Source organism: Pseudorhodobacter ferrugineus DSM 5888 (assembly GCF_000420745.1).
In the GTDB taxonomy this organism is placed as follows: domain Bacteria; phylum Pseudomonadota; class Alphaproteobacteria; order Rhodobacterales; family Rhodobacteraceae; genus Pseudorhodobacter; species Pseudorhodobacter ferrugineus.
Map to the genome: position 1 here is coordinate 93975 of NZ_ATVN01000011.1, position 22667 is coordinate 116641.

At 58.6% G+C, this 22667-nt stretch carries 17 protein-coding genes; 5 read left to right on the forward strand and 12 right to left on the reverse strand.

All coding sequences use genetic code 11. The features are described from left to right. Positions 1 to 61: 61 nt before the first annotated feature. From G560_RS0111425 to G560_RS0111445, 5 genes are all read right to left on the reverse strand, one after another. Positions 62 to 1831, reverse strand: a complete 1770-nt coding sequence (locus G560_RS0111425; RefSeq protein WP_022704448.1) for a sodium:solute symporter family protein — start codon at positions 1829 to 1831, stop codon at positions 62 to 64. Between the two features lie 12 nt (positions 1832 to 1843). Then, the gene (locus G560_RS0111430) at positions 1844 to 2101 is read right to left on the reverse strand and encodes a DUF4212 domain-containing protein (protein WP_022704449.1); all 258 of its coding nucleotides are present in this window, start codon (positions 2099 to 2101) and stop codon (positions 1844 to 1846) included. Between the two features lie 65 nt (positions 2102 to 2166). Further along, positions 2167 to 2844 (reverse strand): adenylate kinase, encoded by a 678-nt coding sequence (locus tag G560_RS0111435; RefSeq protein ID WP_022704450.1) that lies wholly within the window; start codon positions 2842 to 2844, stop codon positions 2167 to 2169. 3 nt (positions 2845 to 2847) lie between these two features. After that, positions 2848 to 4812, reverse strand: coding sequence for an acetate--CoA ligase (gene acs, locus G560_RS0111440; protein ID WP_022704451.1), 1965 nt, complete (start codon positions 4810 to 4812; stop codon positions 2848 to 2850). A gap of 364 nt (positions 4813 to 5176) precedes the next feature. Next, positions 5177 to 6841 (reverse strand): SulP family inorganic anion transporter, encoded by a 1665-nt coding sequence (locus G560_RS0111445; protein WP_022704452.1) that lies wholly within the window; start codon positions 6839 to 6841, stop codon positions 5177 to 5179. An 82-nt stretch (positions 6842 to 6923) separates the two neighbouring features. On the opposite strand from G560_RS0111445, the gene G560_RS0111450 reads away from it, so the two are divergent. After that, positions 6924 to 7409 (forward strand): HugZ family pyridoxamine 5'-phosphate oxidase, encoded by a 486-nt coding sequence (locus tag G560_RS0111450; RefSeq protein ID WP_022704453.1) that lies wholly within the window; start codon positions 6924 to 6926, stop codon positions 7407 to 7409. A gap of 64 nt (positions 7410 to 7473) precedes the next feature. Here the strand turns inward: G560_RS0111450 and G560_RS0111455 are convergent, their stop codons facing one another. Then, positions 7474 to 9771: a right-handed parallel beta-helix repeat-containing protein gene (locus G560_RS0111455; protein WP_022704454.1), complete on the reverse strand. Its 2298-nt coding sequence runs from the start codon at positions 9769 to 9771 to the stop codon at positions 7474 to 7476. A 140-nt stretch (positions 9772 to 9911) separates the two neighbouring features. Then, entirely contained in the window at positions 9912 to 10895 is a 984-nt protein-coding gene (gene meaB / locus G560_RS0111460; RefSeq protein ID WP_022704455.1) for a methylmalonyl Co-A mutase-associated GTPase MeaB, read from the reverse strand. Between the two features lie 176 nt (positions 10896 to 11071). On the opposite strand from meaB, the gene G560_RS0111465 reads away from it, so the two are divergent. Both G560_RS0111465 and hrpB read left to right on the forward strand, forming a co-directional pair. After that, positions 11072 to 11803, forward strand: a complete 732-nt coding sequence (locus tag G560_RS0111465; protein ID WP_022704456.1) for a DUF3108 domain-containing protein — start codon at positions 11072 to 11074, stop codon at positions 11801 to 11803. A gap of 7 nt (positions 11804 to 11810) precedes the next feature. After that, on the forward strand, positions 11811 to 14267 hold the full coding sequence (gene hrpB / locus G560_RS0111470) for an ATP-dependent helicase HrpB (RefSeq protein WP_022704457.1): 2457 nt from the start codon (positions 11811 to 11813) through the stop codon (positions 14265 to 14267). Positions 14268 to 14271: 4 nt separating this feature from the next. Here the strand turns inward: hrpB and G560_RS20335 are convergent, their stop codons facing one another. From G560_RS20335 to G560_RS0111490, 4 genes are all read right to left on the reverse strand, one after another. Further along, on the reverse strand, positions 14272 to 15552 hold the full coding sequence (locus tag G560_RS20335) for a Hint domain-containing protein (protein ID WP_022704458.1): 1281 nt from the start codon (positions 15550 to 15552) through the stop codon (positions 14272 to 14274). A 190-nt stretch (positions 15553 to 15742) separates the two neighbouring features. Next, on the reverse strand, positions 15743 to 16300 hold the full coding sequence (locus G560_RS0111480) for an isochorismatase family protein (RefSeq protein ID WP_028914012.1): 558 nt from the start codon (positions 16298 to 16300) through the stop codon (positions 15743 to 15745). A 4-nt stretch (positions 16301 to 16304) separates the two neighbouring features. After that, entirely contained in the window at positions 16305 to 17231 is a 927-nt protein-coding gene (argF, locus tag G560_RS0111485; protein ID WP_022704460.1) for an ornithine carbamoyltransferase, read from the reverse strand. Between the two features lie 74 nt (positions 17232 to 17305). Continuing rightward, positions 17306 to 18487, reverse strand: a complete 1182-nt coding sequence (locus tag G560_RS0111490) for an aspartate aminotransferase family protein (protein WP_022704461.1) — start codon at positions 18485 to 18487, stop codon at positions 17306 to 17308. 385 nt (positions 18488 to 18872) lie between these two features. On the opposite strand from G560_RS0111490, the gene G560_RS0111495 reads away from it, so the two are divergent. After that, positions 18873 to 19490: a GcrA family cell cycle regulator gene (locus G560_RS0111495; protein WP_022704471.1), complete on the forward strand. Its 618-nt coding sequence runs from the start codon at positions 18873 to 18875 to the stop codon at positions 19488 to 19490. Next, positions 19491 to 19679 (forward strand): hypothetical protein, encoded by a 189-nt coding sequence (locus tag G560_RS0111500; RefSeq protein WP_028914013.1) that lies wholly within the window; start codon positions 19491 to 19493, stop codon positions 19677 to 19679. 108 nt (positions 19680 to 19787) lie between these two features. Here the strand turns inward: G560_RS0111500 and G560_RS20340 are convergent, their stop codons facing one another. Then, positions 19788 to 22508 (reverse strand): DUF4214 domain-containing protein, encoded by a 2721-nt coding sequence (locus G560_RS20340; protein WP_022704462.1) that lies wholly within the window; start codon positions 22506 to 22508, stop codon positions 19788 to 19790. Positions 22509 to 22667 lie beyond the last annotated feature (159 nt).

The following is a 22667-nucleotide window of genomic DNA, read 5'->3' on the forward strand; positions in this document are numbered from 1 at the left end:
CCGTTGTCCTGATATTCAAAGGGGAACGCCCCCCGGTATAAACCGGAGGGCGCAATCGGTGTTAGTGGCCGGTTGCAGCGCCCGCGCCTTTTGGCACGCGGATCGATTCAACCAGATCCTGCACGTCCTGTGGAGGCGGCGAGGTCATCATCGACACAGCATAGGCAACTGCAAAGTTAGCCAAGGCGCCGATTGGGCCAAAGGATGCTGGCGGGATACCGAACAAGAAGTTCGACGCCGTGTTTTCCAGCAAATTCGTACCTGGGATAAAGAACATACCCAAGTAGGTGAACAGGTAACCACAGGTGATAACAAGACCAGCCAACATACCCAAGGTCGCACCCATCGCGTTGATCCGCTTGGAGAAGATCCCCATCATCAAGGACGGGAAGATCGTCGCCGCTGCCAGACCAAAGGCCAAGGCCACGGTTTGCGCCGCAAAGCCGGGAGGATTAAGCCCCAACCATGTTGCCACCACGATTGCACCCGCCATCGAGATACGGGCAGCAAGCAATTCGCCCTTTTCCGAGATGTTCGGGTTCAAGTATGACTTGATCAAGTCGTGGCTGATGGCCGAAGAAATAGCCAACAGCAGGCCCGCTGCGGTCGACAAAGCAGCTGCAAGGCCGCCTGCCGCGATCAGCGCAATTACCCAGCCTGGAAGCTGTGCAATTTCAGGGTTCGCCAGAACAAGGATATCGTTGTTATAGGTGAACTCGGAACCAGTCCAACCACGCTCGGCTGCGGTTGCTGCAAAGCCTTCGTTCTTGTCGTTGTAGAACTGGATACGGCCATCGCCGTTCTTGTCCTCAAACTTCAACAGGCCAGTAACTTCCCAGTTGCGCATCCACTGTGGGCGCTCTTCGTACAGAACAGCTTCAGCTTGGGTGCCTTGTGGGTAGATGGTGGAGATGACGTTCAAGCGCGCCATTGCACCAACAGCCGGGGCCGACAGGTACAAAAGCGAGATGAACACCAGTGCCCAACCAGCCGACCAACGCGCATCGGATACCTTTGGAACGGTAAAGAAGCGGATGATGACGTGTGGCAGACCGGCAGTACCGATCATCAGTGACAAGGTGAACAGGAACATATTGAACATAGAGGTGTTCAGCGTGGTATACTGCGCAAAGCCCAGTTCAGTCACAACCTGGTCAAGCTTGGTCAACAGCGGCAAGCCGGATTCGATATGTGTGCTGAACAGACCCAGACCCGGGATCGGGTTACCGGTCAGCTGCAACGAGATGAAGATCGCTGGAATGGTGTAGGCGATGATCAAAACGCAATACTGTGCAACCTGCGTGTAGGTGATGCCCTTCATCCCGCCCAAAACGGCATAGATGAACACGATCGCCGACGCGATATAAAGGCCAGTGTCGCTTTCAACTTCCAAAAAGCGCGAGAAGGCAACGCCTGCACCGGTCATCTGGCCGATAACATAGGTTACCGAAATGATGATCAGCGAGATAACGGCAACCATACGGGCCTTTTGGCTGTAGAAACGGTCACCGATAAACTGCGGCACTGTGAACTTGCCGAATTTGCGCAGGTAGGGTGCCAAAAGCAGCGCCAACAGCACGTAGCCGCCCGTCCAACCCATCAGGAAGGTCGAGTTGCCGTAACCGACAGCAGCGATAAGGCCCGCCATCGAGATAAAGGAAGCCGCCGACATCCAGTCAGCCGCTGTGGCCATACCGTTCAGAACAGGGTGTACGCCCTGACCTGCAGCATAAAATTCAGCCGTGGTCCCGGCGCGGGCCCAAATGGCGATACCGATGTAGAGCGCGAAAGACCCGCCTACAAAGATAAGGTTTAGGGTATATTGATCCATCTGTTCCGATCCTTATTCTTCAACGCCGTGTTCGGCATCGACCTTGTTCATTTTCCACGCGTAGAAGAAAATGAGGCCGAGGAACACGAGAATTGAGCCCTGCTGGGCAAACCAGAAGCCGAGGTCAGTGCCCCCGACAGCGATGCCCGACAGCATGGGCCGTAGTAGAATGCCAAGCCCGAAGGACGCGACAAACCAGATTACCATGCAGATGGTAATGATCCGGATGTTCGCGGCCCAATAGGCGTTGGACGATGTTTTGTCCGCCATTTGCGTTACTCCCTGTTTTTGTTCTCTCGACCACTTTTCCAGAACAGAAAAGTGGCCGTCCCTCCTTAAGCCATCACCCGTTTTACAGCCGTTTGCATGGCATCTGCGACCGAAGCGATGTCAGCCATCGCATCAACCGTTTCCAACACACCCCGACCTTTGTAATAGGTGATAAGCGGTGCCGTCTGGGCATGGTACGCGGTTAACCGCGCCCCCGCCGTTTCGGCATTATCGTCGGCACGGCGTTTGAAATCCGTCCCGTTGCACTTGTCACAAACACCCGCTTTGGCAGGTTGCTTGAACTCGTCATGATACCCTTCGCCGCACGCAGCGCAGGTGTACCGGCCCGCAACGCGGGCAATCATCGGTGCGTCTTCGACTTCCATCGAGATCACCGAATTCACACGTTGGCCGGTGCTGTCCAGCACAACGTCCAACGCCTCGGCCTGCCCCGCGGTGCGGGGAAAGCCATCCAAGATCACGCCTCGACTGGTATCGGGGTCGGCCATACGGTCCTTTAGGATCGCAAGCACGATATCATCGGACACAAGGCCACCGGCCTGCATCACGGTCTGCGCCTGCTTGCCCGCATCAGTGCCTGCCGCCACTGCGGCGCGGAGCAAATCGCCGGTAGATAGCTGCACAAGGCCAAATGCCTCTTCCAGCATCCGCGCTTGGGTGCCTTTGCCGGCCCCGGGGGGGCCAAGCAGGATAAGGACTAACGGCGCTCTGTTTTCAGCCATGAATTACACCCGGTTCATACGGTTGGCGATCAGGTCATCCACCAACGATGGATCAGCAAGCGTCGAAGTATCGCCAAGCGCGCCAAAGTCATTTTCGGCAATCTTGCGCAGGATGCGGCGCATGATTTTGCCCGAACGGGTTTTTGGCAGACCTGGCGCCCATTGGATCAGGTCCGGGCTGGCAATTGGGCCAATTTCCTGACGCACCCATTTGACCAGCTCGCGCTTTAGATCATCGGTGGGTTCGACATTGTTCATCAAGGTGACATAGGCATAAATGCCTTGGCCCTTGATCTCATGCGGGTAGCCGACCACAGCGGCTTCCGCGACCATCGAATGGGCAACGAGAGCCGATTCAACCTCGGCGGTGCCCATGCGGTGGCCCGATACGTTGATCACATCATCCACGCGGCCGGTGATCCAGTAATAGCTGTCCTCATCCCGACGGCAGCCGTCACCCGTGAAATAATAACCGGGATACTGGCTGAAATACGCCTCTTCGAACCGCGCATGATCGCCCCACAGGGTGCGCATCTGTCCTGGCCAGCTGTCGGTAATGCACAAAACACCTTCGGCCACGGTTTCGGATTGGATTTCGGCAGTCGCAGGGTCCAGAATGACCGGCTTGATACCAAAGAACGGCTTTGTGGCCGATCCTGGCTTTTGGGAAATCGCGCCCGGCAGTGCGGTGACAATATGGCCACCCGTCTCAGTTTGCCAGAATGTATCGACAATCGGGCATTTTCCTTTGCCAACATGGGTATTGTACCAGTTCCATGCCTCGGGATTGATCGGTTCACCGACCGAACCGAGCAGTTTCAGGCTGGAGAGGTCATGCTTTTCTACCCATTCCGTACCCTGCGCCATCAGCGCGCGAATGGCCGTGGGGGCGGTATAGAATTGGTTGACCTTGTGCTTGGCGCAAACTTCCCAGAAGCGGCCAGCATCGGGATAGGTCGGCACGCCTTCGAACATAATCGTGGTAGCGCCATTCGCCAGCGGGCCGTAGATGATATAGCTGTGGCCCGTGACCCAACCCACATCGGCGGTACACCAGAACACATCGCCATCATGGTAATCAAAGGTCATCTGATGCGTCATCGACGCATAGACCAGATAGCCGCCCGAGGTGTGGACAACGCCCTTTGGCTTGCCCGTAGACCCCGAGGTGTACAGGATGAACAGCGGATCTTCGGCGTTCACTTCAACCACATCACAGGTTGGTGCGGCGGCGGCCATTTCGGCCTTTACGTCGATATCGCGGCCTTCAACCCATGTGGTTTGATCGCCGGTATGTTTGACAACCAAGCATTTCACGCGGTCATCACAATGCAACAGCGCCGCATCGGTATTGGCCTTGAGCGCGGTTTTGCGGCCACCACGGGGGGCAAAATCGGCGGTGATCACGCATTTCGCGTCAGAATCGTTGATCCGGTTGCCCAACGCATCGGGCGAGAAGCCTGCGAAAACGATGGAATGGATCGCACCGATTCGCGCGCAGGCGAGCATGGCATAGGCCGCCTCGGGGATCATCGGCAGATAGATGACGACGCGGTCGCCTTTGGTCACGCCTTGCGCCTTTAGCACATTCGCCATGCGGCAGGTGTTTTCCAAAAGCTGGGCGTAGGTGATGTGCTGGGCGGGTGTATCGGGGTGGTCGGGTTCCCAGATAATCGCGGTTTGGTTGGCGCGTTTGGCGATGTGACGGTCAACGCAATTGGCGGACACGTTCAGCTGGCCATCTTCGAACCACTTGATCGAGACTTTGCCCAGATCAAAGTTGGTATCTTTTACTTTGGTGAAAGGCTTGATCCAGTCGATCCGTTTTCCCTGCTCGGCCCAAAAGGCAATCGGGTCAGCTACGGATGCTGCGTACATCGACGCGTAAGCGGCCGCATCAACATGGGCATTCGCGATAAACGCATCAGAAGCGGGGTAGACCGAACCGGCCTGAACGGGTTGCGACATGACTGTTCCTCCTCAAATCGGGCGCAAATCGGGCTCAAATCGGGTGACCCGTTGCCCCTCGGCGATCCACCGCAATGCGCGGCAGCTCCCCTTCCCTTAATTGCACTATACCCCAACAGTCAATTTTTCCGTAACTCTTTTTGAAATAATGATTTTCTTGTAAATTTATTTACGGATAGGGGGAGATATTTGTAAATTATGAAAATTGCGTCAAAATTTTGACATTACTTTTCAACCTGATAGCCATTCACAAACAAGTTACTATCTGGGCGGCTTTCCGCCGGAAAGCTGGAGTTTTGCCTACTTACGCAGCGTAAATAAAAATCGGACGGCGCGGCGTCAGGTCTTGCTGCACCCGTATCAGCTAGGGCGCAGCATGTGATTCGCTGTGGTTTGATTCTGCCAAAACAGCATCGACCGCCGCAATATTCGGCAAGTAGGTGACAGCCGGTTCCCGCAGCCCGTGGCTGTGCAAAACGGCCCTGACATCGGGGTTGGTCGCGGTGAAAAACAGCCGCCCCCCCTTGCGCGCCGTCTTGCGGGCAAGCAAGGCAAACGACCGCGCACCAGAGCTGTCGATGAACGGCACCTCGGTAAAATCGACGGCAAACCCTTGGGGCGCGTCGGCGATCCGGTCAAGCACCGACCCCAACCGCGCCGCCGCGCCAAAGAAGTAGGGACCGCGCAGATGGCACACAACCAGCTCTGGCGCGCTGGGGTCGTGCTGCCCCGCCGGTTCGGGCAGGCCCGCATCTGCGGCATCCGACATGCGGCGGATGAACACCGCGCCACCAAGGGCCACGCCCACAACGATGCCCGTGGTCAAATCACGGAAAATCACCAGACCCAAGGTTACAAGAACCACCATCGCATCGGCGCGGCTGGAGCGTATCAGCGCCCACAGCTCTTCTTTTTCCGCCATATTCCACGCGACGATGACCAAAACACCTGCCAGCGCTGCAAGCGGGATATAGGCGGCAAGGGGGGCGGCGATCAGCATGAAGGCCAGTACAAACACAGCGTGCAGCATGCCAGAAACGGGACCATGCGACCCCGCGCGCACATTGGTTGCGGTGCGCGCGATCGTGCCCGTCACGCAAAACCCGCCAAACAACGACGAGCCGATATTGGCAATGCCCTGCGCCACAAGTTCGGCGTTGGACCGATGTCTGCGCCCAGTCATCCCATCGGCCACCACCGCCGACAAAAGCGATTCAATCGCGCCCAGCAGGGTAAAGCTGATGGCCCAAGGCAGCGCGGCCCAGACCATCGGCACCGTCATTTGCGGCAAGGCGGGCTGTGGCAAAAGGTTGGGAAGGCCGCCAAAACGGGTGCCGATGGTTTCGACCTGCAAGCCCAAAACGGTAACGACAGTGGAGGCGGTGACAACGGCCAACAACAGCCCCGGCCAATTGGGGCGATAGCGTTTCAGCGCAAGGATCAGTGCGATTGTGGCCGCTGCGACCGCGCAAGCCGCTGGGCTGACGGTGCCGCGGGCCTGCCACAGCGCTGGGATTTTGTGCAACAGCTCACCCGGTTCGGCGCCTGAAAGCTGCAAGCCCAAAAGGTCACGCAGCTGGCTTGCAAAGATGATGACCGCGATACCGGCGGTGAACCCGACGGTCACGGGATAGGGGATAAAGCGGATGTAGCTGCCCACCCGCAAAACCCCGACCGCGATCAGCATCAGGCCCGACAGAAAGGTCGCAAGCATCAACCCGTCAATCCCTGTCGCCGTGGCACAAGCGGCGATCAGCACGATAAACGCCCCCGCAGGCCCGCCGATTTGAAACCGCGACCCGCCGAACGCGGACACCAAAAACCCGCCAATTATGGCAGTATAAAGCCCGCGTTCCGGCCCAACGCCGCTGGCAATGGCTATGGCCATCGACAACGGCAAGGCGACAATGGCGACTGTTAGCCCCGCCAAAGCATCCGCGCGCAGGTCACTGCGGCCATAGCCTTCGCGCAGAACCGTTACGATCTTGGGCAGAAATTCGGGTGCGTCGGTCTGGCTTGTCTTGGTCATGGGCTACCTGTATCTTTGATAGTTGCACCAGACGCCTCGCAAAATATCCTGTCAAGCGCCCAGCGCAAGCCAAGGGACGCCAATGCCGCAACGCCAAGACCCTACTCCCCCCGCCGACAAAGCCGAAATAGCAGCAGCGCAAGGGTTTATCGACCTGAAGCATGGAGCGCTTTCGTACATTGCCGCAGACGGATTGCCCGGGATTAGCCGGATCGCGATTGGGCGGGATGAGCGGGGTGTGCCGCTGACCTTGATATCATCGCTTGCGCCGCATTGGGCGGGGCTGCAGGCGCATCCAGATTGCGCCTTGATGCTGGGCGAGCCGGGCCCCAAGGGCGACCCGCTGACCCATCCACGGCTGATGCTGCGGGCGCGCGCGCAGTTTGTGGGTGCGGCAGAGCGCCCTGCCCTGCGCGACCTTTGGCTTGCCACCCATCCCAAGACCAAGCTTTACATCGATTTTGCAGATTTTGGGTTTGTTCGGCTGATCCCTGTCAGTGGCTTGTTGAACGCGGGTTTCGGCAAGGCGCGGCGGATTGCGGCGCAAGATTTGCTGCATAGCCAATAAACCCCAGAAAAAAGGCGCGCCATTTACGGCGCGCCCAGTTCGTTACCCTATGACGTTGGTCGCGTCAGTTTGGATTGTCACAACGAATGGTGACTTGCGCCCGCCCGCGCAGGGCTTGCGGCCAGCGCAAATGGATGCTGCGCGCGCCGGTCCCTCTTTCGGTTTCCGCATAGGGCATCGAATAGTCGATCACGTTTGCCGCAGTGCGCACCGCGTTTTCTTTGACAATTCCAGACACATTGCGCGCCCGCGCCCCGAAGGGCAGATAGCCTTCGGTATCAACAACCCACGTATCCGCCGCAGTGTTCTGGTCATGCTGAATCGTGACCGGACTTTGTGTGATCTGGTTCACGCCGTTATAGGCATTCGCCTCGATCATCACATTGCGAAAGCGCGTGAAATCAAGCGTGGAATGGGTGGTATCGACACTTTCGACCCGATCAATATTGGTGTTGATCGTGCGGAACACGTTGTCGTTCATCGTAAAGCCGTTGATGAAATGGCCGGGACCATAAGGCTTGATCACGAAAAAGTTGAACGAAACGGCTGTGTCATTGCTGGTGAAAATATTGCCCGTAACGGTCAACCCGCCAAAGGAATATTCAGAGCTGAATTCCGGCGCGGGGTCATGTTCATTGCCCCATTCGATATAGCAATTGTCGATGTAGTTCCCGATGATCAATGTCTTTACATTGGTCGAGGTGAACACAATCCCCGCGCGCCGCACGCCTGCGGTTTGGTCATCGCCCTGGAAAAAGTGGTTGCCGATGAACAGGTTGCCCGACCCGCCCATGATGGCAAAATGGGCAAAGCGCACGATGCGGTTGTTGCGGATTTTGGCATCGTTGGAATTGACGTTCAACGCAATGCTGGTGCGGTTTTGCACGGGCAAGGGTTGTTCGTTCGACAAGAACTGGCATTGATCGACGTGCAAGCCCTGACAGCCCTCGCCAATCGACGTGATCCCACGGTCTTTGGGTTTATTGAAGGTGCAATCGGAAATGATAAAGCCAATGCCCGCAGGGGGCAGCATCACAGCGCTGGACAGGCCGTTGCACTGGAATTCCATATCCTTGATTTCAAACCGGCCAAGTTTGGCAAAGCTGCTGAAATCCAACAGGTACTTATAGCGGGTAAAGGTATAGGTGCGGGTGCCCGCAGCCCCCCAAAGTGGCATGCTAAGCATAATGGTGCCAGCGGCCACGTCCTTGGACAGAACGTAAACCTCGCGGCCCACACCCGTTCCGGTGACGCGGGACCCGACAAGAATATTGGCGACATTGGCCACCCCTGTCAGGCGAAACGCGTTGCTGTTGGGCGTGTAGGTGCCAACCGACGTGGCGGTGGAATCGTTCCATGCGGTCGAAGTGCCGGCTTCGATCATACCATTGGCCAAGACGCGGCGTTGCACCAAGGTATCCAGACCCGAAACGGCTGCGACATCCAGCGGGCTGGTCAGGATAATCCGCCGCCCGCCAAGGTCAAACACAGCATGGTCGGTGAAATAGAACAGCACCTGAAACCCGCGGCGAAAGCCCTCTTGTTCGTCGCCAAACGCGGCCTCGTACGTGTCCATGTTATAGTCGCGCGTACAGGAGAGGCGGAACTGCGGCGGCATGACGACCGTGCCTTCAAACCGGACCTTGGCGCTGAAGGTGACATTGGTGTTCAAAAAGTAAGTACCGCGCGACACCAGCACAGACACCGCATTGTTGCGCGCAAATGTGTCGGCGGCATCGAACGCGGGCGCGTCATTGGTGACGCCATCACCAACAGCGCCAAAATCGCGCACATCCACCCAAGGCATCAGGTCGCGCAAAAAGGCGGATGTGATGTCTTCGATCTCGATATCATCAATCCGAACCACACCGCCGTTCGACCCTGTCAGATCCAGCCCGAAATGCCCGTAGATCGGTGTGCGGCCCCAAGCCATATTCACGCCCGACCGGTTGGACGTGGAAATGATCGCCGAAACCGTTTTCACCTCGCCATACGCCGTCAGCGCCACGGATGGCCCTGTTTGCGGCACCCCGATCACGTTGGTATTGTTGGAGGCCCCTGCCCAACCGGCGATCCGCACCGATGGCAAAGCCCCCGAAATCGCCTTGACCCGTGCCGTTACCCGCAAATACAGCCCCGGAATGATTGGCGTTTGCAGGTAAGAGCGAACCTTTTGGGTGTTTGATGTCTTTTGCAGCTCCATACAGCCGCCAAAATCCTGGTCAGCAGGCACATAGGCCGCATTGGGTTGCCCCGCATAGCTGCCCGACCCCGCAATCCCATCTTCACGCGACCACAGATTAAGGCCTGCCGAAAACGGGGGGGGCGTCAGCACCAGCCCGTCAGTAATCGCTATATTCATTGATCCAAACCCTCACGTTTTGTGCGCCAATCGCAAGGCTGACCCATCAAGGGCCCGCCGTGACAGGGGGCAGGATTAGCGAAAGGGGGTTAATGCGGGTTAAGAGGGGCGCGCGGTCATCCCGCCGCCAGCGCAACGCTTTAGCCCTGTGCCGATAGCTTGGCCAGCATGTCGGCGGCAGCACTGTCGGGGGTCATTTCGCCCCGTGCAACCGCGTCACCTGCGGCTTGCATTGCCGCGCGGGTTTCGGGTTTCGCGGTTAATGCGCGCAGCAATCCTTGGCGCACTTCGTCTTCAAACCAGTGGCGGGCTTGGGCGGCGCGACGTGTATCCCAATGGCCGTGGCTTTTGCGCCAATCGCGCAGGCTGCACATTTCCGCCCAAGCTGTGTCCAGCCCTGCATCCTCGATCGCGGAAACCGTCATTGCCTTGGGAAAGCCGTCGGGGTCTTGCGGGCGGCGGCGCAGCAGGCGCAAGGCGCCGGCATAATCGGCGCAGGTGCGCATGGCTGCGGGTTTCAAATCACCATCGGCCTTGTTCACCAAAATGATGTCGGCCATTTCCATGATGCCACGCTTGACGCCTTGCAATTCGTCCCCGCCCGCCGGTGCCAGCAGCAGGATAAACAGATCAGACAATTCCGCCACCACGGTTTCCGATTGCCCGACCCCCACGGTTTCGATCAGAACCACGTCAAACCCAGCCGCTTCGCACAGGGCCACCGCCTCTCGTGTGCGCCGCGCCACGCCGCCCAAATGCGTTTGGCTTGGGGAGGGGCGAATAAACGCAAGTGGTTGGCGGGTCAGATGTTCCATGCGGGTTTTGTCACCCAGAATAGACCCGCCCGACCGCGCCGAGGATGGGTCCACCGCCAGCACCGCCACCCGCAGACCTTGGCGCACTAGCATCAGGCCAAACGCCTCGATAAAGGTCGATTTGCCCACACCGGGCGTGCCCGACAACCCGATCCGCAGCGCTTGCCGCCCTGTGCCGCGCAGATGATCCGCCAAGGCCAACGCCTGCACACGGTGATCTGCGCGGGTAGATTCTACTAACGTAATCGCCCGCGCCAACGCGCGCCGATCCCCGGCTGCGACCTTTTCTGCAATTTCTGAAACATCCATGGCGCAGCTCCGGCAAGGTTCCGCTTGAAAACGGGGGATAACTGGACAAGGTGACGCTAATGTCATCTTTCCCCCCAAGCTTTGGGGTTTTTAGCCCCGCCTAACGTCTATATTCTAGTGATAACGGGAAAAAAACGCCCCTTTAGGTGCAAACTCCTGAAAAAAGTGAGGTTAGCATGAAAAATTCTCTGCGCATCGCAGTACTGGCTCTGGCTGTTGGGGTCGTGCCCCCCTCTTTCGTCTTGGCCGAACGGGTTGAGGATAAGGCCACGTTTGACGTGGTTATTCGAGGGATCAGTGCAGCTTCGCTTGGCTTTTCGGCTGTCGAGGAAGGCGACCGGTATGCTGTGTCCGGCTTGCTGAAAAGCGCCGGTATCGCCGCGATGTTTCGTAAGATAAGCTATACCGGCACCGCGAGGGGCGCTGTTTCGGAAACGAATTACACGCCTTCAAGCTATGTTGAGACATCGGACAACGGGAAAAGGACGTCGACCAGCAAGATGACCTATTCGCGCGGTGTGCCCAGCGCAGTGCAATATACCCCCGCGCGTGCAGGCCGTGAAAAAGACGTAGACCCCGCCAGCCAAGGGGGCACGGTCGATACGCTGACCGCACTTTACGCCATTTTGCGCGATGTCGATGCAGGGCAGGAATGCAAGGTTAGCCTGAAAATGTATGACGGGCGCTATGTCAGCTCGATCGCCATTTCCAAGCCTGCGACCAAGGGTAAAACCGTTGTCTGTAGCGGCCAATACCGCCGTATCGCGGGCTTTAAGCCGGAGGAAATGGCGGAGCGGACCAATTTCCCTTTCACCCTGACCTATGAACCCGTAGCGAATGGAAAAATGCGCGTGACTGAGGTGGCGATGGAATCCATCTATGGCAAAGCCGCGATGAAACGCCGATAAAGGTGGCGTGAAACAAGCCGTCCAACCCCTTCCCATTGACGAGGCCCTGCCTCGCCTGATCCAAGCCTTGCGCGCGCAGGGCATGGCCGTGCTGCAAGCGCCGCCCGGGGCGGGCAAAACCACACGGGTGCCGTTGGCAATGCTGGAGGCGGGGCTTTGCGATGGTCGCATTTTGATGCTGGAGCCCCGCCGCCTTGCCGCCCGCACATCGGCGGAACGCATGGCCGAAACGCTGGGTGAACCTGTCGGCCAGACCGTCGGCTACCGCGTGCGCGGCGAGGCCAAGGTCGGCCGCGCCACGCGGATCGAGGTGGTAACCGAAGGCATTCTGACACGGATGATCCAATCTGATCCCGGACTTGACGGCATCGGCGCGGTGATTTTTGACGAGTTCCACGAACGCAGCCTGAACGCCGATCTTGGGCTTGCGCTGGCGTTGGAGCTGCGCAGCGCGTTGCGCGATGATCTGGTTTTGCTGGTCATGTCGGCGACGCTGGATGCGGCACCCGTGGCAGCGCTTATGGGGGATGCGCCACTGATCACGTCCGAAGGGCGGGCCTTTCCGGTTGAAACGCGCTGGTTGCCCCGCGCCCTGCCCCCGCGCGCGCGGCTGGAAACCGAGGTTGCCGCCTTGATCTTGCAAGCGTTGGAGGATTGCCCCGAAGGGGGTTTGCTGGCCTTCCTGCCCGGTGAAGGCGAAATTCGCAGAACCGAGGCGGCGCTGAAAGGGCGTTTGCCCCAAGGCTGCACGATCCGCCCCTTGTTCGGGAATATGACCTTTGCCGACCAGCGCGCAGCCCTTACGCCGCAAACCCACGGGCGCAAGATTGTGCTGGCCACGGCGATTGCCGAAACCTCGCTTACCCTGCCTGACATTCGTGTGGTGGTGGATGGGGGCAGGTCCCGCCGCGCGCGGTTTGACCCCAATTCCGGCATGTCCCGCCTTGTGACCGAACGGGTGACAAAGGCCGAGGCGGAACAGCGGCGGGGGCGCGCGGGTCGTGTCGCCCCTGGCACCTGTTACCGGCTTTGGACCAAGGGCGAAGAAGGCGGGATGGCCGCGTTTCCCCCCGCCGAGATTGAGGCCGCAGACCTCACCCCGCTGGCGCTTGAACTGGCGCTTTGGGGCAGCGCCGACGGCTTGGCCTTTCTGACCCCACCCAACCCCGGCGTTATGGCCGAGGCCCATGCCTTGCTGACATCGCTTGGCGCGCTGAAACAGGGCCGGATCACCGACCATGGTCGCGCGCTGGCCGCCTTGCCGTTGCATCCGCGCCTTGGCCATATGTTGCAAACAGCAGGGGCAGGCCCCGATGCCGCCACGCTTGCCGCCCTATTGGCGGAACGCGACCCCGTGCGCGGCGCGCCGCCCGACCTTGGCCTGCGCCTTGCAGCCATCAAAAACCCGCGCGGGTTTGAAGAAAGCCACCCCTACATGGTTGATCGCGGCGTGGTTGAGCGGATCAAATCCGAGGCCAAACGCCTTAGCCAAACCACTGACAACAGTGACTTTTCTACGGTCCAACTTGCCGCGCTCGCCTACCCTGACCGCATTGGGCTGCGGCGCAAGGGCGACACCCCACGCTATATCCTGTCGGGTGGCAAGGGAGCAGTGGCGGATGAAGGCACGCCCCTTGCAGGCCACCGCCTGATCGTCGCGACCGACCTTGACGGCGACGCGCGCGAGGCCAGAATTCGCCAAGCAGCGCCCCTACATCTGGCCGAATTGCGCGACCTTTATGGCGATCAAATCGCATGGGTCGATGTCTGTGAATGGTCGCGACGCGAGGGCAAGATCGTCGCCCGCAAGCAGGAACGGTTCGGCGCGCTGGTGCTGGAGGATCGCATCTGGCCCGATGCCCCCGCAGATGCAATGGCCCGCGCCGCCTTTGAAGGGCTGCGCCTAATTGGCCTGCCCTGGACCCCGACAGCCCAGCGTTTACGGGCGCGGGTGAACCTGTGCCGCAAGGATGGCAGCGATTTGCCGGACCTGTCGAACGAGGCGCTGCTGGCAGATCCAGACTGGCTGCTGCCCTATTTGACAAAGGCCAAGACCGAGGCGCAGTTGCGCGGGTTGGACCTGACCGATGCTTTGCGCGGGCTTCTTGGGTATGAGGGCACGCAACTTTTGGACCGCCTGACTCCCAGCCATTTCACCACGCCGTTAGACCGCCGCATTCCCATTGATTACGATGGCGAAGCGCCGGGGATCGAGCTGCGGTTGCAAGAGCTGTTTGGCGTGACCGTGCATCCGGCTGTTGGCCCCAAAGCACTGCCGTTGCGCATAACTTTGCTGTCGCCAGGGGGCAAGCCTGTGCAGGTCACGATGGATTTGCCAGGGTTTTGGACCAATTCCTACGCGGATGTCCGCAAGGATATGCGTGGGCGCTACCCCCGCCACCCGTGGCCAGAAGATCCGCGGCAGGCAGACCCGACACTGCGCGCCAAACCGCGTGGGACATAGCGAGTTAGGCCGCTAATGCCCCACGATTGCAATGATTTGGGGGCTGGTTGATTTTGGCAGACGCCAATCGGCGACCAATCAAGACCTTTGCCTCATGCGCTAACAGAACGCGGCGAACAGCGGGTTTTGCACCAATCCGTTCCATTTCATAATCGAGCAACACAGCGCGAAGCGAGTCCACTGCGCGATGCGGCAAGGCGTCAAACACCTGCGGGCCAGGATACAGCGTTTCTGCCGCCGTGCCTTGGGCGATCACCAATTGATGCTGCTCCAACAGCAAGTGATGATAGCTGACTTTTCCAGTCCCGATGGCACGGTACACGCCGGGCAACCCCAACAAATGCTTGGCCGCGACCAGAACTTCGGCCTCGCCAAACAGCAATTCGCAATCGGCACCGTCAAGCATGACCAAGTGTTGGCCGGACACCCAAAGATCAGCATCATTGTCCAAAACACCTTGCGAAATGCACACAGGCAGCGCCTCGTCTTGCGCCACAACCGTACCGCCGCCGACCCACAACAAGGGTTGGGGACCATCATCCAAAGTGTCCACCAGATCACCTGCGCGCAAGGTTTCCACCCCACGCTCGCCATCCGGCGTAGCGATCATCGTTCCGGCCACAAAGCACACCGGATTGCCGTTCAAAAAGCGGGTGGACCACACACCATTCGGGTCGTTCGGGTCCAAAACCGCATTTGGATAGTTTGCAATTGCAGCCGCATTGCCCGAACCTGGGATAATGTAGTCGATGGCGCCGCCGTTTGTCAGACCCGTTTGGGCCACGCCCGTGTACCCATTGGTCCACTGAATCTGTTGATAGATAAAGTCGATTTCAAAGTTGCCGTTCTGCGTATGCTCTAGCACCAGCTGAAAGGTGTTCGTATTTGCAGTGGACCCTGAATAAGCGCGGACCCCAAGCCAAGTGATCGTGACGCGGTTCGTCGAGGGATCCAGATCCCAGTAGATGTTATTGGTGCCCGTGCCCGACCCCGCCGTGATGTTCACATCCGACCAAAACACAGCAATCGCAGGATAGGTCACGCTGGCCAAAGCCGTTGGCGTATAGGATGTCACGGGCGCGTTAAAGGTGATCAGACCGTTGGTGTTGATGTACAGGCTGGTATAGTTCGTACCGAAATAGTTGATCCCGTTAGGCCCGAACACCGACGTGATGTTCACCAAAATAGAGCCGTCATCATAATTGCCAGCCGTCAGGGCGGACGAGCGGAAACTGCCCTCACCCACGCCTTGCGGCCCACCTAGCCCTGTATTGATCGCTGCCATTTTGGACCCGCGTTGCTATATATCGTGGCACTAGAAATGCGCGCAGCTTGTGGCCGATTTGCGGGCGCAATGTGGCATTTGAGTGAATTTGGAAACAATTATCGCCGCAATCACGCCGCAATTGACAACAAATCTCCGTAAAATGCGCTATTGTTTAGCCGCGAGGGCAATTTTCTGCAAAGCTCGGGAGTTAATGCGGGACTAAAAATCCATGAAGTGTATCTGAGGAAACAATCGCTGCGAACTCGGCTAATGTTCCCAAAGTGACTGATAAAACCGTTTCAGGGCTGTGCTGCACACCATCGGGGCCCGTGACACCAAAGCCGAAAACGGCGTCTTGGGGCAAGACCACATCAAACCCCAAATTTGCAGCCATGCGCAGGGTGCTGGCCACACAATAGTTCACGGCAGCGCCAACAATAACCAAACGCGTCACGCCCATATCGCGCAAATACGCCTCTAGCCCCGTGCCGATAAAGGCGGAAGACCCGTGTTTTACGAAAACCGGTTCTCCCACACTTGGCAGGGCACAAGGCATGGGTTCGCCCCCTGATGTGCCCAGCCGAAACCCAGACTTGGGGTTTGGATCGTCATGGTGAACATGCAAAACCCGCAAAGCCTTGGCACGACAAAGCGCAATCGTGGCCGCAATCGCCGCTTCGGCCCCAAGGTTTGAGCGTGGGACACCCGCCAAGGTACGCCGCGCAAATTCCATCTGGCAATCAATCACCAAAAGCGCGGCGGTCATGGCATCAGACCCCAAGGCACCAGCGCATCACCGCCTTTTGCGCATGCAAACGGTTCTCGGCCTCATCAAAAATCACGGAATGTGGACCGTCCATCACCGCACTTGTCGCCTCGTCGTTGCGGTGCGCCGGCAAGCAATGCATGAACAACGCATCAGGTTTGGCCATCGTCATCAACCGTTCATTGACCTGATAGCCCCGCAACTGGTTATGGCGGCGTTCTTTGGCCGATTCAGGGTCATGCATCGAAACCCAAGTGTCAGTCACCACCAAATCGGCCCCCGCCATCGCCTTTGCGGGGTCACGCTCGACAGTCACATTCACACCTTTTGACCGCGCGAAATTTAGCCATTCCGCCTCGGGGTCGAGGGTTTCTGGGCCCGTAAAGGTGAAATCAAACCCGAACTGGCCAGCAGCATGCAAAAAGCTGGCGGCGACATTGTTGCCATCGCCACACCAGACCACCTTTTTGCCTGCAATGGGGCCGCGAACCTCTTCATAGGTCATGACATCGGCCATGATCTGGCAAGGGTGCGTGCGGTTGGTCAGGCCATTAATCACCGGAACCGTGGCATGTTCGGCCATTTCTTGCAGCGTTGCTTCCTCAAATGTCCGGATCATGATCAGGTCGACGTAGCGGCTGAGAACGCGCGCGGTATCGGCGATCGTTTCGCCGTGGCCCAATTGCATTTCCTTGCCAGACAGCACCATCGTCTGCCCGCCAAGCTGACGCACGCCGACGTCAAAGGACACGCGGGTACGGGTGGAGGGCTTTTCAAAAATCAACGCAACCATATGGCCCGCAAGGGGTTGGTCATCATCTGGCGTGCCTTTTGGTCGGCCTTTGCGGGCGGCTTTCATGGCATGGGCAAGGTCGATCATGCCCCGCAATTCGGCGGCATCTGTGGTGTGGATATCAAGAAAATGCTTCATGGTGTTCTTTCTGGGCAACGCCGGGGGGCCAGCCCCCCGGGCCCCCCGGGATATTTGGACCGAAAAGAAAGGGGTTAGGGGGTTGTGGCCGCAACGGCGGTGGCTGCTTTGTCGAGGCGGGTAAGGGCCTCGGCGATGTCTTCATCCGTGATGTTCAACGCGGGCAACAGGCGGATCACATTGTCGGCGGCGGGCACGGTTAACAGGTTTTGGGCATAGTTTGCTTTGACCACATCCGTATTCGCAGCCTTGCACTTTAGCCCAAGAATAAGACCTGCGCCGCGCACGGCCTCATAGACATCGGGATGGCTGGCGACGAGCCCCTCGAGCCCCTGACGGAATAGCGATGATTTGCGGTTTACCTCGGCCAGAAAGGCGGGATCAGCCACGATTTCCAAGACCTTAGCCCCCACCGCGCAGCCCAAGGGGTTACCGCCATAGGTGGAGCCGTGACTGCCTGCGACCATACCGGATGCTGCATTTTCGGTGGCAAGAACGGCCCCCAATGGAAAGCCGCCGCCGATGCCTTTTGCGACCATCATGATGTCGGGTGTGATGCCCGACCATTCATGTGCAAAGAGTTTTCCAGACCGGCCAACGCCACATTGCACCTCGTCCAAAATCATCAGCGCGCCGGTTTCATCACACAGATCGCGCAAGCCTTTCAGGCAGGCATCGGGCAGCACGCGAATACCGCCTTCGCCTTGGATCGGTTCGACCATGACTGCCGCGACCTTATTGGTAAGGGCGGCGCGCAAGGCGTCATGATCGCCGAATGGTAAGGACTTGAAACCCGGCATCAAGGGGCCAAAGCCCTTGACCATTTTTTCCGATCCGGCAGCGGCAATTGCCCCGGTGGAACGGCCATGAAACGCGCCGTCAAAGGTCAGGATTTCAATCCGTTCCGGCGCGCCTTTTTCATACCAGTATTTCCGCGCCATTTTGATGGCGAGTTCGGCAGCCTCGGTGCCCGAGTTGGTAAAAAACACAGTGTCTGCAAAGGTGTGTTCGACCAGCATATCGGCAAGTTTTTGCTGCTGCGGTATTTGATACAGATTGGACACATGCCACAGGTTGCCAGCCTGAGCGGTCAATGCGGCCACCAGATCGGGGTTGGCATGGCCCAAGGCATTGACCGCAATACCTGCGCCCAGATCCAGATAGCGGGCACCATCGACGGTGGTAAGCCATGATCCTTCGCCCTTTTCAAAGGCCAAGGGCGCGCGGTTATAAGTCGGCAAGACGGAAGGGATCATGTCATCGTCCTTACTAGGGAAGCCTTAGCCGTGCCAAAGGCTGGCGGCCAAGTCAACGGATATATCTGAAACGAGGGGTGCCGAGATGGCAGGGAACACTGGCCGAAAACGCGTGAATTAGCGTCGGCGTCGGGGCAGTTGGAAAGGGTGTACCGATGTGTTCATGCCAGTTTGGTAAGATGGTTTTACCCTTGTGTAAAGCGACATTTTATTCGGTTTGCGGGCATGGTAGACTCAAGCCCGCACAAAGAGGATGCGGGCATCGGCACCGGAGACCCTTGTATCTGTGGCCCTGCAGTAGTATCTAAGCCTGTCACAGCTATATTGGGGCGACCAAGCGCCGCCTGCGGAGCACCGTAGACTGCCCCCAACACCGGAGATAGGCATGTCCTGGACAGACGAGCGCGTTGAAACGCTTAAGAAAATGTGGGCTGACGGCCAAAGCGCCAGCCAGATTGCAAAAGAACTGGGCGGCGTCACGCGCAATGCGGTGATTGGCAAAGTTCACCGCCTTGGCCTGTCAAATCGCGCCACCGGCACGCCTGCAAAAGACGAGGCAGAAGCGCCTGTGGCCGCCGCACCTCGCGTTGAGGCGGCACCCAAGCCAGCGGAACCGGCACGTGCTGCCGAAGCCAAGCCCGCCGCCGCCGCGCCGCGCCCCTCTGCGCCCATCAACCCGACTGTCGCGCAAGTGGTGAATAACGTCACCCCATTGCCGCTGCGCAAGTCGATTGTGCCTGCGGGCCAGCCTTTGCCGCCACAACCTTCGGCCAATGAAATCAGCCCCGAGGCGCTTGCGTCGGTTCGGGAAGTTGAGAAACATGCCAAGAAAATCAGCTTGATGGAGCTGACCGAGCGGACCTGTAAATGGCCGATCGGCGACCCTGCAACCGAAGATTTCTGGTTCTGCGGCCTGCCCTCGACGGCGGGCAAACCCTATTGCGAAGCGCATGTCGGTGTGGCGTTCCAGCCGATGTCAGCGCGGCGGGATCGCAGGCGCTAAGTGCGGCCGTTCATCGACCCGAATGACCCTTTCTTTCGCCGCCCCGCGACACGCTGGGCGGCGTTTTTAGTGCCGCTGGTCTGGGCCGGATTTGAGGCTTGGCTGGGCAGCTACGGCTGGGCTTTGATGGTGGCCGGATTGGCGGGGTATGCGGGGTATATGCTGATTTGGAAGGGGCCATCGGCCTGAGCCATTTTGCCTGCCGTTTTCAGCAGTCACCGCACCGCCACCCCGTATTTTTTCCGTATGTTATGCGTATGACATCTGTATGTACAATGACCGGATGTCGGGTGGGTTTCAGAACATGAAAGTGGCGGCCAGAACCTCGGCTTGGGTGGTTTGTTCAAAGTGGATTGTCACGCCTTGATCGCTGAAAACAGTGGTTGCGCCGGATTGCTGCAAATGGGCCCCCACATCCCCACGAACAGTGTAGCCGAAGCCTTGAAACGACAGCGTGTCCCACGGTTCCAGCCCGACGACCTTGTTGGTTGCGGCATCGGCCCTGTGAAAGACGAACGTGTCGGCCCATAGCCCGCCAAACAGCAGGTTATTGCCAGACCCGCCATCCAATACATCATCGGCACCTTTGGCAAGGACCCACGCCTTCAGCGGCTCGGCTGTTTTGGTGATGAACTCGCGGCTTTGAACGAACCCGAACACCACGTTTTCGCGGCTGTGGCTGCCGCTGTCCAATCGGCTGACCCAAGCGTTCAGACCCGCGGCATCGGGGGCGCGGTTCAGCACATTGGCATAGAGCAAGGTCACAAATTCGGACGCGGTTGCCCGACTGTAAGTTGTTTGAAATTCGTTCGAGTTCACAAAGCCGGAAATGACGCTGGTCAGGGAGACACCGCTTGCCAGACGGTCCACCCATGTATTGAAGCCGCCCATATCGGGACTGCGGCCCAAAACGGCCTGATACAAACGAAACACATCGTCCATCAGCTCCATTTTCACGCCTTCATAGGAAAACGCCAAGGTGCCTGCCTCGGTTTTTTGCCGCAACTCGACGCTTTCGGAAAAGCCGTTTACCACCTGTTCGCGGCTGCGCGCCCCGCTGTTCAAAAGCCCTGTCCATGTGCTGTAGCCGCCCGGATCTGGGGCGCGGCCCAACACATTGGCATAGAGCAGGGTCACAAAGTTGCCGTTGTCGACATTGCCATATGTTGTGCGAAATTCGTTGGAATTTACAAAACCTTGGGTGATTTGCGGCAAATTGCGGGTGCCATCGATAAGGATGTTCGCCCAAGTCAGCAGGCCCGCAAGGTCTGGCGCGCGGTCCAAGGTTGCCTGATAAAGGCGGTAGACCTGCCCCGTTGCCGTGTCAAAAGGTCGGGTTTCGGACCCGCCGATCAGGGTGTCATTGCCCGCCCCGCCCATCAAGGTATCAGATGCGCCACCGCCGACCATACGGTCGTTGCCTTCGCGCCCGTCGATAAAGTCGGGTTGGCCTGTGCCTGTCATCGACACGGCAACAGGGGCAATGGGGGTGACATCAATATGCGTAAGGTCAAACAGATCGCCAAGGTCCAGCTCTGCGGCAAACAGGGTTTGTCCATCGGAGGTGCGCAACGAGATCCGCTCTCCTGCGAACCGGATTTCCAGACCGTCTGCCCGTTCGATAAACTGAAGCGCTTCCTTGGAATAAACGCGGCCCAGCGCGCTTAGGTCAATACGGTCAATGCCACGTTCAAAACCGACGACAATGTCCAATTCGCCATCGGGTTCGAAAATGAACACATCCGCGCCGGCCCCGCCATAGAGCAAGTCGCCTCCGGCGCCATCAACCAAGATATCATCGCCATCACCACCAAAAAGCCGGTCGTTCCCCGCGCCGCCGAAAATGATGTCGCGGCCGGCACCGCCGGTCAACGTGTCGGCCCCCGTGCCGCCTGTCAGGGTGACACCTAAGGGGCCGATAATGCTGTATAAATGGGTGATGCCGCTGCCTTGGGCCGACCCGGGCATACCGCCCGATGCCACAAGGTCTATGCCGCCGTTTTGCCACCGCAACGCCAGACCCGACACATTGGTCAACGCCATCGCATTGTCATCGACAATCGTTGTCAGATGCAGAAACCGACCATTCGGCAAGAGGGTCAGCAAACTGATCCCATCATCCGCCCCCGCAACCGCGACAAAAACCTGACCGTCTTGCGTTAGGGTGGCCAGTTCGGTCAGCCCGCCAAAGCGGGTGTTGCGGTCATCCATCACATGATCGGTCACAACCATCGTGCCATTGGCGTTCAGGGCCACAGCCGCAAGCGAGCTGCTGCCTGCCCCCCCGACCAAGGCAAAGGATTGGCCACCGACCTGAACCACCTCGATCACACTGCCGCCGCCGATCGCCAAACCATCGCGCGCATCAAGCCGAGACAAAAGCGTAAGCGTGCCATTGGCGGCCAATTGGTAATTCAGCAGTTCCGCACCGTTCGACGACAGCACAAGCAAATGCTGTTGCCCGCCAATCACCACCTGCGCCATTGCCTGCACGCCATTGGCAGGCAGCAAACCCGCAGCGGCCGATTGTGTCACACGTTGCAGGGTCGTCCCGCCGCCTGTGGCCCAAATGGTCAAGCCGTCCACCTGCCGTGACGCAATGGCAACATAGGTTTGCCCGCCAACGGTCAGGAATTCGGTGGCCGTGGACGCCCCTGTCAAGCTGCTGCCGGCCTGACGGTTCAGAACATAGGGTTGGGTGATAAGCCCTTGTGCATCCAAGGGAAAAACGTCGATCGTTGTGCCGTAGTGCCCGTTTGAGACAAGCGCGGGGGTGCCGTTTATCACCGTTTCAAGCAATTGCCGCGGGGCATCCAGCGCCACGGTATTGGACGGAAACGCCGCTTGATCCAACAGCTGCATCCCGTTGTTCATATCCATGACCAACACGCCGCCGTCCTTGGCGCTAACGGAATACAGCAAGGACTGTGACCCCGTGGTCCTGATCAGAAGATCAGACAGCCCAACCATATAGCCATTCGGGCCGACAACCCGCGTGGTGACATGCTGAAACTCCAACGCCCTTACCCCCTTCCACAAACCGGTGCCTTGGACTTTGCGAGGGCGAGGGGGGAGGGTGATGGTTTCAATTGGCCAAATTCGTGACGCTTAGGGCCAAGTCGATTCAACAGTTTTGAAAATACGATGGGTTCGGGCATTAGGGTGCTTGCAATTCAA